Source organism: Mucilaginibacter psychrotolerans (assembly GCF_004519315.1).
Classification (GTDB): Bacteria; Bacteroidota; Bacteroidia; order Sphingobacteriales; family Sphingobacteriaceae; genus Mucilaginibacter; species Mucilaginibacter psychrotolerans.
This window is the reverse complement of sequence record NZ_SOZE01000013.1, coordinates 101,653-115,709: the sequence shown is the minus strand read 5'-3', so window position 1 is coordinate 115,709 and position 14,057 is coordinate 101,653. Positions and strand designations below refer to the sequence as shown.

14 protein-coding genes are annotated in these 14,057 nt (G+C 46.0%); 6 read left to right on the top strand and 8 right to left on the bottom strand.

Translation table 11 applies throughout. The features are described 5' to 3' along the window. Positions 1 to 244 precede the first annotated feature (244 nt). The 4 genes from dnaE to E2R66_RS29290 all read left to right on the top strand — a co-directional run bounded on the left by dnaE (position 245) and on the right by E2R66_RS29290 (position 4,948). Positions 245 to 3,835, top strand: a complete 3,591-nt coding sequence (gene dnaE / locus E2R66_RS14285) for a DNA polymerase III subunit alpha (RefSeq protein WP_133231853.1) — start codon at positions 245 to 247, stop codon at positions 3,833 to 3,835. A 153-nt stretch (positions 3,836 to 3,988) separates the two neighbouring features. Continuing rightward, complete coding sequence (locus tag E2R66_RS14280) at positions 3,989 to 4,300, top strand: EthD family reductase (protein WP_133231851.1); 312 nt, start codon at positions 3,989 to 3,991, stop codon at positions 4,298 to 4,300. Between the two features lie 79 nt (positions 4,301 to 4,379). After that, on the top strand, positions 4,380 to 4,607 hold the full coding sequence (locus E2R66_RS14275) for a hypothetical protein (RefSeq protein WP_133231849.1): 228 nt from the start codon (positions 4,380 to 4,382) through the stop codon (positions 4,605 to 4,607). Continuing rightward, positions 4,604 to 4,948: a type II toxin-antitoxin system PemK/MazF family toxin gene (locus E2R66_RS29290; protein ID WP_133231847.1), complete on the top strand. Its 345-nt coding sequence runs from the start codon at positions 4,604 to 4,606 to the stop codon at positions 4,946 to 4,948. The genes E2R66_RS14275 and E2R66_RS29290 overlap by 4 nt, the downstream gene beginning before the upstream one ends. A gap of 2 nt (positions 4,949 to 4,950) precedes the next feature. Here E2R66_RS29290 and E2R66_RS14265 read toward each other — a convergent pair whose 3' ends face one another. Together E2R66_RS14265 and E2R66_RS28810 are read right to left on the bottom strand one after the other, a co-directional pair. After that, positions 4,951 to 5,190 (bottom strand): winged helix-turn-helix transcriptional regulator, encoded by a 240-nt coding sequence (locus E2R66_RS14265; protein ID WP_204985930.1) that lies wholly within the window; start codon positions 5,188 to 5,190, stop codon positions 4,951 to 4,953. Between the two features lie 2 nt (positions 5,191 to 5,192). Further along, on the bottom strand, positions 5,193 to 5,348 hold the full coding sequence (locus tag E2R66_RS28810) for a hypothetical protein (RefSeq protein ID WP_204985929.1): 156 nt from the start codon (positions 5,346 to 5,348) through the stop codon (positions 5,193 to 5,195). Positions 5,349 to 5,728: 380 nt separating this feature from the next. Between E2R66_RS28810 and trxA the strand changes: the two genes are divergently transcribed. Further along, a complete protein-coding gene (gene trxA / locus E2R66_RS14260) occupies positions 5,729 to 6,049 on the top strand; it encodes a thioredoxin (protein WP_133231843.1) in 321 nt (106 codons plus the stop codon). 101 nt (positions 6,050 to 6,150) lie between these two features. On the opposite strand, the gene E2R66_RS14255 is transcribed toward trxA, so the two are convergent. The 4 genes from E2R66_RS14255 to E2R66_RS14240 form a co-directional block, all read right to left on the bottom strand. Continuing rightward, positions 6,151 to 6,855 (bottom strand): head GIN domain-containing protein, encoded by a 705-nt coding sequence (locus tag E2R66_RS14255; RefSeq protein WP_133231841.1) that lies wholly within the window; start codon positions 6,853 to 6,855, stop codon positions 6,151 to 6,153. Between the two features lie 174 nt (positions 6,856 to 7,029). Next, a complete protein-coding gene (locus E2R66_RS14250; protein WP_133231917.1) occupies positions 7,030 to 8,694 on the bottom strand; it encodes a M1 family metallopeptidase in 1,665 nt (554 codons plus the stop codon). Continuing rightward, positions 8,684 to 9,526 carry an SMI1/KNR4 family protein gene (locus tag E2R66_RS14245; RefSeq protein WP_133231839.1) on the bottom strand — a complete coding sequence of 281 codons (843 nt, stop codon included), beginning with the start codon at positions 9,524 to 9,526 and terminating at the stop codon, positions 8,684 to 8,686. Before E2R66_RS14245 ends, E2R66_RS14250 begins: the two co-directional genes overlap by 11 nt. A gap of 116 nt (positions 9,527 to 9,642) precedes the next feature. Continuing rightward, positions 9,643 to 11,508 (bottom strand): CocE/NonD family hydrolase, encoded by a 1,866-nt coding sequence (locus tag E2R66_RS14240; protein WP_133231837.1) that lies wholly within the window; start codon positions 11,506 to 11,508, stop codon positions 9,643 to 9,645. Positions 11,509 to 11,623: 115 nt separating this feature from the next. Here E2R66_RS14240 and E2R66_RS14235 point away from each other — a divergent pair, with 115 nt between their 5' ends. Then, the gene (locus E2R66_RS14235) at positions 11,624 to 12,190 is read left to right on the top strand and encodes an SMI1/KNR4 family protein (protein ID WP_158288416.1); all 567 of its coding nucleotides are present in this window, start codon (positions 11,624 to 11,626) and stop codon (positions 12,188 to 12,190) included. Between the two features lie 110 nt (positions 12,191 to 12,300). Here E2R66_RS14235 and E2R66_RS14230 read toward each other — a convergent pair whose 3' ends face one another. Then, the gene (locus E2R66_RS14230; protein ID WP_133231833.1) at positions 12,301 to 13,197 is read right to left on the bottom strand and encodes a LysR family transcriptional regulator; all 897 of its coding nucleotides are present in this window, start codon (positions 13,195 to 13,197) and stop codon (positions 12,301 to 12,303) included. Beyond that, complete coding sequence (locus tag E2R66_RS14225; RefSeq protein ID WP_133231831.1) at positions 13,194 to 13,970, bottom strand: hypothetical protein; 777 nt, start codon at positions 13,968 to 13,970, stop codon at positions 13,194 to 13,196. The genes E2R66_RS14230 and E2R66_RS14225 overlap by 4 nt, the downstream gene beginning before the upstream one ends. Positions 13,971 to 14,057: the final 87 nt, after the last annotated feature.

Sequence of the window (14,057 nt, the reverse complement as noted above, 5' to 3'; positions counted from 1 at the left end):
TTATTACACACTGCCAACATGCTAAAAAGGGAATTTGTTTTCCCTAATAAAGAGAATTCACCTATTGAATCATACATTTTGACCGTAAAATCCAGCGCTCAAATCAGTCGCTGCTTAGATAGCTAAAGTAAGTCCTAAAGTTGAACGCCCGGCAAACATTATTAATAATTTTAAAATCATAAACCTGATTGCGTTTCGTTTTTTGGTAAATTTGCAGTCTACACGATACGGAGAGAAAGATACCATGCCCCAATTTTCGCACTTACACGTTCATACCCAGTTTTCGCTACTTGATGGCGCCGCCGATATAACCAAGTTATATAAAAAGGCTGCTGCCGACGGCATGAAGGCCCTGGCCATTACCGACCACGGCAACATGTTCGGCGCATTCAAGTTTGTAGCCGAAGCTGGTAAGCATGGCGTAAAACCCATTGTAGGCTGCGAGTTTTACGTGGTAGACGATAGGCATAAAAAGCAATTCACCAAAGAGAAAAAAGATAAGCGCTACCACCAGTTGATGCTGGCCAAAAATGCCGAGGGATACCAAAACCTCATCAAGCTATGCTCTTTGGGCTATATGGAGGGCCTTTACAGCAAATGGCCGCGTATTGATAAAGAGCTCATTTTAAAATACCACAAAGGCATCATCGCCACTACCTGCTGCCTGGGCGCATCGGTACCACAGGCTATTTTGCGCGATGGTGAGGCGGCTGCCGAGATAGAATTTAAATGGTGGCTTGATTTGTTTGGCGAGGATTTCTATATAGAAATGCAGCGCCACGATATCCCCGAGCAAAATACGGTGAACCTGGTGCTGATGAAGTTCGCCAAAAAGTACAACGTAAAGGTAATTTGCTCAAACGATTCGCATTACGTGGATCAACAGGACTCGAACGCGCATGATATTTTGCTTTGCGTAAACACCGGCGATTTACAAAGCACCCCCATCGCAACCGATGAGGAAGGCGGCAAAGGCTACCGCTTCGGCTTTACCAACGATCAGTTTTATTTTAAAACGCAGGATGAAATGGGCAAGCTGTTCCATGATATCCCCGAAGCGTTGGACAATACGCAGGAGATTGTGGATAAAGTAGATGTGCTGAAGCTAAAGCGCGACATACTCCTCCCCAACTATGTTATCCCGCCCGAATTTAAGATACACAGCGACCTTACGCCCGATGCCGATACCCTTAACCAGTGGGAATATCTTAAACACCTTACTTTTTTAGGTGCTAAAGAGCGTTATAAAGACATCAGCCCCGAGGCCGAGGAGCGCATCAACTTCGAACTGTTCACCATCCGTACCATGGGTTTTGCGGGGTATTTCCTAATCGTTGCCGACTTCATCAAGGCGGGCCGCGATATGGGTGTATTCATCGGTCCGGGCCGTGGTTCGGCCGCAGGATCTGTGGTAGCCTATTGCACAGGTATCACCAATATCGACCCGCTGAAGTACAACCTCCTGTTCGAGCGTTTTTTGAACCCCGACAGGAAGAGCATGCCCGATATCGATACGGATTTTGACGATGCAGGCCGCCAAAGGGTTATCGATTACGTGGTTGATAAATACGGCAAAAACCAGGTGGCCCAAATTATCACCTATGGCTCTATGGCCGCCCGCACCAGCATACAAGATGTAGGCCGCGTGCTGGATATGCCACTTGCCGATGTGAATGCGCTGAAAAAGTTGGTACCCGATACACTGGGCATCAACCTGAAGACAGCCATAGAGCAAGTTCCCGAACTGCAGGCCATCTACAAATCAACCGAGCTTAAAGGTATTGTGCTACGCGAGGCCGAAAAACTGGAAGGTTCGGTACGTAATACAGGTGTACACGCGGCAGGTATCATCATCGCCCCTTACGATTTAACAGACATTGTACCCGTTGCCACCGCTAAGGACTCGGACCTGCTGGTTACCCAGTATGACGGGCGCGTGATTGAAGATGCAGGCGTTATCAAGATGGACTTTTTGGGCCTTAAAACGCTTACCATTATCAAGGATGCCCTGCGCATGATTAAGCAGAACCATGATATACACATCGATATCGACTACATCCCGCTTGATGATGTTCAAACCTATGAACTTTACCAGCGGGGTGATACCAACGGCACCTTCCAGTTTGAAAGTGATGGTATGCAGATGTACCTGCGCGATCTGAAGCCGGATAAATTTGAGGATTTGATTGCCATGAACGCCCTGTACCGCCCGGGGCCGATAGAGTACATCCCCAACTTTATCAAGCGTAAGCATGGGCAGGAACCCATCGTATTCGACCTACCCGACATGGAAGAGTACCTGGGCGAAACCTATGGTATTACCGTGTACCAGGAGCAGGTGATGCTCTTGTCGCAAAAGCTGGCGGGCTTCAGTAAAGGCGATGCCGACGTTTTGCGTAAGGCCATGGGTAAAAAGCAAATTGAGGTACTCAACAAAATGGAGGCGCAGTTTATGGATGGGGCAATTGCCAAAGGTCACCCTAAAGATAAGCTCACCAAAATATGGACGGACTGGAAAGCATTTGCACAATACGCGTTCAATAAATCGCACTCAACCTGCTACGCTTTCGTGGCGTACCAAACGGCATACTTAAAAGCGCATTACCCCGCCGAGTATATGGCGGCGGTATTGAACAACCAAAACAACATGGAGAAGATTACCTTCTTTATGGAAGAATGCCGCCGTATGGGTGTGCAGGTTTTGGGGCCGGATATCAACGAAAGCGACATGGCTTTTGCAGCCAATAAAAAAGGCGTTATCCGCTTCGGGATGGCGGGCGTAAAGGGCGTAGGCGAAAAGGCGGTAGAAAGCATCATAGAGGAACGTAACGAGGGAGGCCCGTACACCAGCGTGTACGACTTTGCGCAGCGAAGCAACACGCGATCTGTAAACCGAAAATCATACGAAAACCTGGTTTATGGGGGTGCCTTCGATGGCTTTGGCCTTTGCCGGGCGCAGTTTTTCGCCAAGACGGAGAATGGCCTGCTTACGGGCATAGAACGCCTCATTAAATACGGAAACGATTACCAGAACACCAAGAACAGTTCGCAGTCGTCGTTATTCGGCGGCGAGGTAGCATCGTACATCCCGGAGCCTGCTATGCCCGATGCAGAAGAATGGCCCTTGATAGAACGTTTGAAATATGAAAAGGATGTTATTGGCATCTACCTTACCGGTCATCCGCTTGATAACTATAAGCTGGAACTGGAGAAATACTGCAACACAACCCTGGCCGAGCTCAAGGTAGTACAAAAGGCCCGCTCGGGCGAGGGCGGCGAAGAAATTATGGCCAAATTTGCCGATTTGCGCAAGCGCGGCGAAATATGCATTGGCGGCCTGGTTGGCAACGTACAGCATAAAACGACCAAGATGGGCAAACCCTTTGGCACCTTTGTGCTGGAAGATTACGACGAGTCGTATGAGTTTGCATTTTTTGGAGAGGATTACGTCAAGTTCCGCAATTTGATGATGGATGGCTATTTCCTGCACATCAAAGGCAATATCGAAGAAAAATTCAGGCAAAAGGATAACTGGGATTTGCGCGTAACCGTGATGAGCCTGCTATCTGAAATGCGGGAGAAACTCACCAAATCGGTAACCGTAAGTTTGGACATAAACGCAGTAAACGACCAGGTGATCGCAAGCCTGCTGCAGATGGTAGATACCAATAACCAGAAGTACCCATCGCGAAGTTGCCTGCTTAAATTCAAGATCAACGACGGAGAGGAATCGATGTTCGTGAACCTGGCATCTAAAAGCCACAAAGTAAACCCCAGCGACGATTTGATGGCCGAGATATTGAGCCTGACGAATATGAATGCGGTACTGGCATAGGATTTGATAATGTGCAGGTTATCATTTAAATTCGGGCAACCAATTTAAATGATGATGATGAAAAAACCAACCGCCCTACTAATTTTAGCATTAGCTTTAGTTTTTAGTTTCCTGTCCGTTAAACAATCAGTTGCGCAATCCGTTAAAAAAGGCATGATAAAAGTAACTATACTTTACCCCAATGGCGAGGGCAAAACCTTTGATATGGATTATTACGCGACCAAGCACATCCCTATGGTAAAACGTCTGTTTGGCGATGACATGAAAGGCGCCACAATAGACAAGGGCGTTGCAGGAGGTGCGCCAGGCGCACCCGTACCATATCTGGCTATAGGCACACTATATTTCGAAAATATAGCCGCTTTTCAGAACGGCATGAAAACATATGCACAAGAAATCCGCGCGGATATCCCCAAGTTTACCAATATTACGCCGGTGGTGCAGATAAGCGAGGTGGTTGAGTAAGAAATCGCGAAGCCGGTGCTGACGAATTGAGTTGATGATTTAGGATTTATGTGTTAAATTTGATTGAGGAGGTAAGCACATGACAATTACAGCGATAAGAGAGAAGCTTCATGATTACATCGATTCAGCAGATGTAAAAAGAGTGCAAGCTTTGTATTCAAAAATGGAAGACGATATCTCTGAAAAAAAGCTGTCGACAGAAAAAAAAATAGCGCTCTTAGAACAAGCGGCTAACGACCCGTTATTTTTAGCCGATCAAAAAGAAATTATGGATGACTTTCATCTCATCGATGACGAAAATATATGATTAAAAAGTGGTCTGTTTACAGGGCAAATCTTGAACCTGTAATTGGCTCGGAACAGGGTAAATCCCGGTCGGTTTTAGTCATTAGTGAAGATGCTGTCAATGCGCTTCTTAACGTAGTCAATGTAATACCAATAACTTCAAGAAAACAAGGCCGAACAATCTATCCAAACGAAACACTAATTCCTGCCGGGACCGCCGGACTACCAAATGAATCAATCGCGCTTTGTTATCAAATAAGAACTTTAGATAAGCAACGACTATCTCATTTATACGGTGAAATCAATTCTGCTAAAATACAGGACGAAGTAATCGACGCTTTGTCATTTCAACTCGGGATATAATTTTATACCTCCTCCGCCACCGCCTCCCTAAACGTATAGCAACTTTCATCAGCCACTTTTATGGTATCGCTGTTCACAGTAAGGAAGTGCACGCCCCATTTTTCTAGGGCGTAAAAAATCGAGGCCAGTTCTCTGCCTAAATCGGTAAAGGCGTATTCCACGCGTGGGGGAACTTCGAGGAAAACTTTGCAGGTGAGTATCTCATCTTCTTCCAACTCGTACAACTGCTGGCTTAGCAGCAAATTTATAAGTGTTTGGGTTTGTTTGGGATAATGGCCGGGGCTTTTGCTTCGGCCGTTTTTTTGATGTAACGGTTGATGAAGTAGCAAATGATGCTAATAATGGGCGTAGTAACAAAGGTGATAAATAGCCCGGCAAACAGCACCCCCATAGCAGGCATGCCTCATATTCCCCTACCATGCGCCGCACGCGACATGGCATCTAAAACTATGTTCATGGCCATAAAAGAGCATATGAAACCAACAACCAATGCAAGCCCAAAAATGGCATAGAGGGGCAAACTTATTTTGCGGGCAAGCCTCAAAACGGATAGTATAATTTGCAAAACAGGTGCTGAAAAAAGCAGAAAGTGGTACATTACCGGCTTTTTAATTGATACCCCGACCTGCCGAAAGGTAACCTTAAACTCCCTGATTATTACACATCTGTCAATATTATCCACATTATCAATAGAATTGTCACATTGTCAGGCACCCACTTGTGGCAAGCTATTTGAATAGTATATATTTGTAAACTGAAAATTTAAAAATTAAAAATATCATGGCTTTAGAAATAACAGATGCAAACTTCGAAGAACTTGTTCTTAAATCAGACAAACCAGTACTTGTTGATTTTTGGGCAGAGTGGTGCGGTCCGTGTAGGATGGTTGGCCCGGTAGTAGAAGATATTGCTAAAGAATACGATGGCAAAGCCATTGTAGGTAAAGTAAACGTAGACAACAACCCAGGCATATCCATGAAATACGGCATCCGCAATATCCCGGCTTTATTATTCTTTAAAGGCGGCGAAATTGTAGACAAGCAAATTGGCGCTGTACCAAAATCAGTACTGGCCGAAAAACTAGCTAAGCAATTAGCATAAGTTTTTCTATCATATATAAAACAGAAAAGGCTTCGGGTAATCCGAAGCCTTTTCTGTTGAACTGTCTTTTCTCTTTCAGTCCTTTATCTTTGATCTGAAAATCACATCCGGCTTACGCTGCCGCTGCCTGCTTTCGACGTATTGACGCTTTTTGGCGAACCGGTGTAATGCACATCTCCGCTGCCGACTACCGAGGCATCTAACCTGTCAGAAACATTTACCCTGGCATCGCCACTACCTGCTACGCTTACTTTAGTGCTGCCGGTAACTACGCCCTGTGCAGTGTAATCGCCAGAGCCCACTACGCTAACGCTTGATGTATCGGCGCTACCACTGATGGTAATATCGCCACTGCCGGCAATGCTGCTCTCCAGGTTTTTAACGTTCAACTTGCCGGTGATGTCGCCGCTGCCCGATAATTTCAGTTTCAGCGAGTTAGCTTTGATGCCTTCTTTAAAGAAGATGTCGCCGCTGCCTGCAAGGGTAATAGCGTTAACGTCCTTAAGGGCAACATAGATAACTACCTTTTTATCGTGCCAGCTCCAGTTGTTATTTTCATCGCGCTTGGTATAAATTTTGAGTGTACCGCCTTCAACTTCTGTTACAATGCGGCCAATGATATCCGCAGGGGCATCAACCTTTACCGATTCTGACGAACCCTGGGTGACGTACACATCGAATGAGCCGGCAACGTTTACGGCGTTGAAGCCGGTTAGGTGGCGGTCTTCGGTATTATTTTTGGCAAATGCCGATGCGCTTGCAACTATCATTACGGCAGCCAGTATCAGTTTCTTTAGTGATTTCATATTTTTAGTTTATGGTTTACTCCTATCAGACGCGCACTGCCTTTAATAAGTTGCACCAACCGGAAAATATTTTTGAGAAGAGGTTGCTTCGTAAACCCAAAAAATACCCTTAAAAATCTTCACTTTTCGGAAGGATTTAAGGGTATTTCTGTAGTTTAGATCGTTACCTCAATATTAGTCAACCAAAACGCCAATGTAATAATTAAACGTATCTACTTCGATATTATCTTTCGCCGCCCCATCGATATTTACCGGTGTAAACCGCGTGGTTGGTTTGATGAATTTATACTCGCCACCTTTCACCCTCACTTTTACCGGCATGTTGAAGCCCGGTGTTTCGGTCACCCAGCGGGCCATCAGCTTGCCTTGTATGGTATCGAATTCGAGCACCGGCAGCTTTGCGTGTTTCAGGTATTGCTCAAACACGGGCGATAGGTTAATACCACTTTGGGTATTGACGTAGCCCACCACATCATCATAAGTAACGGTTTTATGGTAAAAGGTTTTATTGAGGCCGCGCAGGATGCTGCGCCATTTATCATCGTCGTTAATAATGGTGCGCACCATGTTAAGCAAGTTGCCACCTTTGTAGTACATATCACCGCTACCTTCTTTGTTTACGCCGTAAGCGCCTACTATGGGGCCATCGTTCTGGATGTTCATACGGGTGCCATGCACATATTCCTGCCCGGCCTGTTTGCCATAAAAGGTTTCTATGAACAACGATTCGCTGTAATTGGTGAAGCTTTCGTGTATCCACATATCGGCCAAATCTTTACTGGTGATATTATTGCCAAACCACTCGTGCCCGCTCTCGTGTACCACGATGAAATCCCATTTCAAACCCCAGCCGGTACCCGATAAATCGCGACCAAGGTAGCCGTTACGATAATGGTTGCCATAGGCCGTGCCGCTTTGATGCTCCATACCCAGGTGCGGGGTTTCTATCAATTTATAGCCATCCTCATAAAAAGGGTATGGACCAAACCAATGTTCGAACGCTTTGAGCATGCGCGGCGCATCCAGTCCCCATTGCTTTTTGGCTTTTTCAACATTGTAGCTCAACGGCCAGAAATCCATCTCCAGTTTGCCTTTTTCGCCCTGATAGATGCCGGTGTAGTGGGCATAATCGCCAATATTGGCTTCAAGGTTGTAGTTGTTTATTGGGTTGGCCACAAACCAATCGAAACGGGTGTAACCGTCTTTCAGCTTGGTAACGTTACGCAGGTGCCCGTTTGATACATCCTTTAAGCCGTTGGGTACGCTGATGCTCACCATGGCGCTATCTACCTCATCATCCTGTACATCTTTGGTTGGCCACCATACACTTGCTCCCATGCCCTGGCAGGCGGTTGCCACATGCGGTTTACCAAGCGAATCTACCGCGTATTGTACGCCGCCATCCCACGGGGCGCGCTTGGCTATGGTTGGGTTGCCGCTGTAGTAAACGGTAAACTCGTCCGTGCTGCCCTTACTGATGGTTTTAGGGAAGCTAAGGAACACCGCGTTAAACTCTCTGTTGTAGCTTAGCTCTTGGCCCTTGTAAACTACCTTTTCAATCTTCAGGTTGTTCCACAGGTCGAACTGTAGTTTGCTGAAATCAGCCGCTGCCGTGAACTTGAACAGCACATTGCCGCTGATGAATTTCTTATCGATATCGAACTTAATATCCAAATGGTAATAGTTGATATCATAGCAGGTGCGCAGCGGCGTGGTGAGCGAACCGCGCAGGGTATCGGCACGGGTGAAGGTTTCTTTTGGCGTGCCGAGCTGGGCGTGGGCGGTTGAAGAACTTAATCCTAAAAGGATAATTAGCAGATGCTGTACTTTAATTTTCATCGTATTGTTTTTCATCCAGCCAAAATTTAATCTCGGGCTGGTTTATTGGGTTGCTTTCAAAATCGTGTATATTAAAATTGGCATCGAAAATTTCATTAGCCAATAGTTTGCTTAAGCTGTCAGACCAATAGATAATATCGGCACCGTGCATGGATAAGATAGGATTATCTACGGAATTTGTCAGCATAAATCGATGTTGATACACTGGAAAAATGGCAGGCACTATGCCTTGCTTAACCATGCTGGCATTAACTTTATTCTCTTCATATATCCAATTTATCAGTTCCTCTATCACAGGTAAATCGTCCGGATAGGAATAATATAGAGATTTGAATGTTGGCTTTGTACCGTCGCTACCAAATACATTTATCCCCGGCTTTGTTAAGCCATTCATTGTTTTATAAAAGTTTTTAAGCGGTAAAGGAAATTCATAACCTATAGCCATTTCAAAATCTTTCAGTTCGTTATCAGTTAAACCTGGTTTCCATTGAGAATTACCTTGTTGCTGACAACCATAAATTGAAGGGTTTGGTGTTGTTTCAGCCCAGTAATATTCACTTTTTTGTTTTATTGCTTCAAAAAACAAGATACTATCATCAGGTGCAGGTAAATGCACCCAATCAAGTTTCTTCTTTTTGAATAAATTAAACATAATATCTGTTTGTACAATAGTCGCAATGCATTGGCGACGATTTCGCCACGTTGCCCCCTCCTTACAAGCCCGTGCCGCTCTTCGCAATGGCATAATTGGTTTGGCAGCTTTCCCCATTCCCTCCTTGGGGAGGGGCGCGTTAGGCTGTGTTGTGGGAGGGAGGGGTTCTCCGCTAGGCAATCGGTTTGCACAGTTCGCTAACCCCTCCCCGCCTTCGCGCGCTTTTCCAGCCGCACCCCTCCCCAAGGAGGGAATTAAAATTTTCACCACTCCCTACTCACCATTCACCAACCTTTCTACTTCAACACCTCCACATCAAAATAGCTATCGTTGAATATGGTTTCGGTAGCTTTTATGTAATCGCTATCGTTGGCTTTGTAGGGGTTATCTAAAAACGTTTGCGGGTTGCGGGCAAACAGCGGGAAGGCTGTGCTTTGTACCTGTATCATAATACGGTGGCCCTTTTTAAAGGTGTGCAGTACATCCTGAACCCTAAAGTTGACATCCGTTTTTTGACCCGCTATCAACGCTTCCGGTTTCTCGAAACTGTTGCGGAAACGGGCCGGCATCACCTCGCTGCGTACCATTTGCTGGTAGCCACCCAGCGTGATGCTTTTGTTGGGCATGTATGGGTTGTTCGGCTCATCGGCAGGGTAAACGTCTATCAGTTTTACGAAGAAATCGGCATCTGTGGCGGTGCTGGCCACTTTAAGGTGCGCCATTATCTCGCCACCCAGGGTAACGTCATCGGTCAACACATCCGTTTGGAAAACCAGCACATCGGTACGGCGGCCGGCAAAGCGCTGGTCTTCGCTCATATAATTATGCGGACTAAAGCCTACGGTGGTCGGCAAATCCTCGGTGTAAGGAACGGGTTTAAGCGGGTCGCTTACATAGCTTGTAGAACCAGTAGTTGCCGGTTGCGCAGCGGCCAGCTTACCGTCACTATTCAGGTAAAACTTCACATGCTCTGCAGCAGGCGAAGGCCATTTATCGAACGTACGCCACTCGTTTTTGCCGGTGTTGAACATATAGGCTTCGGGCAGGCCGCTGTTTTTGTCACCATTGCCTTTGAGGAAATGGTTGAAGAATTTCTGCTCTATGTTTTTTTGGTAGAAGGTAGCGATGCTGTCGCCAAAGTAGATATTGCTGTGCATAGTGTGCCCCGTTTCGCGCGACCAACGCCCGTGCCCGAAAGGACCCATCACGATGGTGTTGTAACCCTCCGGATTTTTCTGCTCGATGGCTTTGTAAATAGCCAGCGGACCGGTTAAATCCTCGGCATCGAACCAGCCGCCTACGGTCATTACCGCGGTTTTTGTTTTGCCATAATGTTTCGGCAAGCCGCGTTGCTGCCAAAAATCATCGTAGCTGGGGTGGTTAACGGTTTCCTGCCAGTAAAAATTGTCGCTATAGTATTTGTCGGCATTTTTTAGCGGGCCCATATCCAGCAAAAACTGATAGCCATCTTTAGTGTGCGGGTTTATCATCTGGCTGTTATACCATGGTACAGCAGTGGTGTCTTTCTTTTGCACGCCAAACACCGGGAAGGTGAAGAAATAGCTTTCTAAAAACGCGCCGTTATGATGGAAATCATCAAAAAAGAAATCGGAGATAGGTGCCTGCGGCGATGATGCCTTTAGGGCCGGGTGGTTACTGAGGATGCCCGCAGCCGTATAAAAGCCCGGATAGCTGATACCCCATTGCCCTACGCGGCCGTTGTTGCCGGGCAGGTTTTTAATGAGCCAGTCGATGGTGTCATAAGTGTCGGAGCCTTCGTCCACATCGGTTTTTTTCTTTTTGTTATCGATAACCGGGGTCATGTTGGTCCAGGTGCCTTCGCTTTTCCAGCGGCCGCGTACGTCCTGGTAAACGAAGATGTAGCCTTCCTGCATCATGTATTTAGAGGGGCCCAATTGGCCGGGGTATTTGCTTTCGCCGTATGGGGCAACACTGTAGCAGGTGCGCTGCATCATTATCGGGTATTTATTGGTGGCCGAGGCATCCTTTGGCGTGTAGATGGAGGTGAACAGCTTTACACCATCGCGCATGGTGATGTACACATCTTTTTTGGTGTAATGTTCTTTTACATCGTAGCTCTGCGCAATGGCAGTGCTACAGGCAGTAGCCAGCAGGTATAAAACGGCGAAGATTTTTCTCATGATTATCAGTATTAGCTGAGGCTAATTTAGCAGTTAAATTAACAATATGCTAACGGTGGCAGGGTTGTTACAAAAGGAGGTAATATTTAGTTATTTTGCATCAAAATACAAGCATATGGCCAGCAACAAAGTAGAAGAAATTATAGAGAAGTATTTGCAAAGAGAAGTTGAACGCGGCTTGAATCAACTTCCCGGGTCGATTGAGCCGGAAATGCTAGCACCCGGCCAGGAGGCAAATCAGGAGTGGAAAACCTGGTTGCCAATTGCCAGTACGGTAACCGATGAAGAAATTGCTGCTGTTGAAGAAAAAATAAAGTGCAAGCTTCCGGCATCATATGTGAAGTTTTTAAAATATAAACACTTTTATGAGCTACATATTGGCGAGGCAACATTTTGCAGGCACCCTTTACGCACCTGGCAAAACGCATTGGGGAACATGATACTTGAACGTCACCCTAATGAATATCTTTATGATATAGGCCTGATCCCCTTTGCCGATTGGAGTGATTGGGGATTGCTTTGTTTTGATACGAGGCGCAATTATTTTACCGCCGATTATCCTGTCGTTTTATGGGACCATGAGGTAGCGGACAATTATACTGATTACAGTATGAACTTTAATGTGGCTATAAAGAAATTGGATAAGGAGGATGAGAGAAGTTGGGAGCGGGATGCGGAGTAGGAAGGATAGTGTAATCGAATCATCGTAGTAAACAAAGGAGGAAATCAAGAAATCCTCTAATCCTACGAATCATGGTTCAGACAATCAACGAAATCATTTAATCAGATTAATCAGCGGTCAAACTTCCCCGCATAATTCATAAAGTTGCCCGTCAGCCCGTTATCTTCCGTGCCTTTGCGGCGGATGAAGTAGAAATCGCGGGTTATTTTGAGGCCCTCTATGGGTACTTCTACTAGGTCGCCTTCGGCTAATTGGCGGATGATGGAGGGGCGGGGCATAAAGCCCAGGCATTGGTCGGCCAGGAGGAAGTTCTTGAGTGCTTCGGTACCTCCGAGGCGTATTTTGATGGATAGGTCGGCGGGTTTGATGTGCAATGCCGAGAGGGCCTTTAACAGGGCCGTCAAGGTACCCGAACCTCGTTCCCTTACCGCCAGTGGTGTTTTTACGAATTGTTTCAGGCTTAGCGATTTCCCCGCCAGCGGACTTTTTGCCGAGCAAACCGGTATCACCTCATCGCTCATGAAATGGGTGTAAGTGACGGTGGTGAGCTTGGTTTCGGCTTCGATAATGCCGAGATCCACCTCGTGCCGCAGCAGGGCATCCAGTATATACTCCGAATTACGGTTAACCAATTGCACTCCTACGTTGGCATATTCGTGTTGGAAACCCGAGAGGATATACGGCAAAATATACAGGGCAATGGTGGTGCTTGCCCCAAGGCGCAGGTGCCCGGCGGCATTGGCAGCGTTGCTGAGGATGGAAAGTTCGTAGGCTATCTTGCGCTCTATTTCGGTGGCTTGCTTTAGGTAATCGTTCAGTTTTATGCCGGCTTCCGTAAGTGATATGCTATTGCCCTTGCGCTCGAAAAGCGGCATCTTGTATTGGTCTTCCAAGGCTTTGATGTGTTTGCTGACAGCCGGCTGGGTAATAAACAGCACCTGCGCCGCCTTAGAAAAACTAAGGTTGGCGGCAACTTCCATAAAAACGCGGTGACTGAAGGATATCATTTGGCTAATATAACCTTTTCGAAATATTGCCCGTTGAATTTGTAGGTGATGAATTTAGTGGTGAATTTACCATCACTGGCAATCAGCGGAAATTTAATGGTTTGTGTTACGTTATCGTAATGAATACTAACATCAACATCCCTATCGACGTCATCAGGAACGTCGTATTCATAACTAAGGAAGTTGTGCAACCCGGATTTTGTTTTTATCAGCTTTGTATTAGCATTTAGCTTTCCGTTTTCGATAGAAAACACTTGTAGTCCACGCAAATGGTCCCGCGAAGAACCAATGACCAAAAACACGGCGAGGTAATAGGTTTTATTTTCCGCCTTCAATGTGAATAATTTATGATAGAATGGGCCATTAACGCCCTCACCAAGTGGCTGATCTAACAATGCATAAGTCTTATCGCCAATTTTGTACTGAAAAACATTTGCAAAAAAATGCATAGTCCCGCCGGTTAGCCTATCCCAGGAATAAATCCTGAAAAGACCATCTGCTGCAGTAGAGACCGTGAGGCCTGCGGGTAGAGATTTGAAAGGCGCGGTAATCGTAGATGGATATTTGATGGCATAGGTTTTTATCAAATTCCCTAAATTATCGTTTGCTTTTTCTAACGAGTCGTAAGATTGCTCGCTTTCGGTATGGGCCCAATATTGTACCTTTATGTAGGAGTTAAATATATTTTTTTCGATTACCCCTGATTTTTGAGCAAAGGCAAACGTTACCGCGAACAGGCAGATGACGGACAAAAATAATTTAACAACTTTCATTGAAATAAAAATAGGGATAATCTCCCGACTATCCCTATTCATTTATTTCCGTAGAGACGCAATATTTCGCGTCTCCCGTATACAAAT

Bases quoted from the DNA above. Each gene is read 5' to 3' on its own strand.
- dnaE (WP_133231853.1), top strand. From the start codon at position 245: ATGCCCCAATTTTCGCACTTACACGTTCATACCCAGTTTTCGCTACTT.
- E2R66_RS14280 (WP_133231851.1), top strand. From the start codon at position 3,989: ATGATAAAAGTAACTATACTTTACCCCAATGGCGAGGGCAAAACCTTT.
- E2R66_RS14275 (WP_133231849.1), top strand. From the start codon at position 4,380: ATGACAATTACAGCGATAAGAGAGAAGCTTCATGATTACATCGATTCA.
- E2R66_RS29290 (WP_133231847.1), top strand. From the start codon at position 4,604: ATGATTAAAAAGTGGTCTGTTTACAGGGCAAATCTTGAACCTGTAATT.
- E2R66_RS28810 (WP_204985929.1), bottom strand. From the start codon at position 5,348: ATGCCTGCTATGGGGGTGCTGTTTGCCGGGCTATTTATCACCTTTGTT.
- trxA (WP_133231843.1), top strand. From the start codon at position 5,729: ATGGCTTTAGAAATAACAGATGCAAACTTCGAAGAACTTGTTCTTAAA.
- E2R66_RS14255 (WP_133231841.1), bottom strand. From the start codon at position 6,855: ATGAAATCACTAAAGAAACTGATACTGGCTGCCGTAATGATAGTTGCA.
- E2R66_RS14250 (WP_133231917.1), bottom strand. From the start codon at position 8,694: ATGAAAATTAAAGTACAGCATCTGCTAATTATCCTTTTAGGATTAAGT.
- E2R66_RS14240 (WP_133231837.1), bottom strand. From the start codon at position 11,508: ATGAGAAAAATCTTCGCCGTTTTATACCTGCTGGCTACTGCCTGTAGC.
- E2R66_RS14235 (WP_158288416.1), top strand. From the start codon at position 11,624: ATGGCCAGCAACAAAGTAGAAGAAATTATAGAGAAGTATTTGCAAAGA.
- E2R66_RS14230 (WP_133231833.1), bottom strand. From the start codon at position 13,197: ATGATATCCTTCAGTCACCGCGTTTTTATGGAAGTTGCCGCCAACCTT.
- E2R66_RS14225 (WP_133231831.1), bottom strand. From the start codon at position 13,970: ATGAAAGTTGTTAAATTATTTTTGTCCGTCATCTGCCTGTTCGCGGTA.